Consider the following 402-nt stretch of genomic DNA (forward strand, 5'->3'; position numbering starts at 1 on the left):
GCCGGACGACCCGGAGGAGCTCAAGCGCATGGTGCGCGAGCTCAGGATGGAGAACGACCTCATGCGCGAGGTGGTCGAGCTCGTAAAAAAAGACCCAGGCGCCGACCCCTCCTCGCTGACGAACCGGGAGAAGGCGGCGCTCATCGACGCGCTCAGGGGGACGTATTCCTTGAGCTCTTTGACATCTAGGCTCGCGATCCCGCCGTCGAGCTACTACTACGCGCGGAGGGCCGCGGCGGCCCCGGACAGGTGGGCCGAGGCGCGGGCGGCGCTCGCCGAGGAGTTCGAGGCCGTCGGCGGCTCGCGCGGCTACCGCTACCTGCGCATGAGGCTCGCGGCCCGCGGCATCGCGTGCGGCGAGCGGACCGTGCGCCGCCTCATGCGCGAGGAGGGGCTCGAGGT

Annotated in this window: 1 protein-coding gene; it reads left to right on the plus strand. The window is 70.9% G+C overall.

Features of this window, described 5'->3' with window-relative positions:
• A partial coding sequence (locus DWV48_RS09430; protein ID WP_233546257.1) for an IS3 family transposase occupies positions 1-402 on the plus strand: 402 nt, incomplete at both ends.

It is taken from the genome of Collinsella sp. AF08-23 (assembly GCF_003479805.1).
In the GTDB taxonomy this organism is placed as follows: domain Bacteria; phylum Actinomycetota; class Coriobacteriia; order Coriobacteriales; family Coriobacteriaceae; genus Collinsella.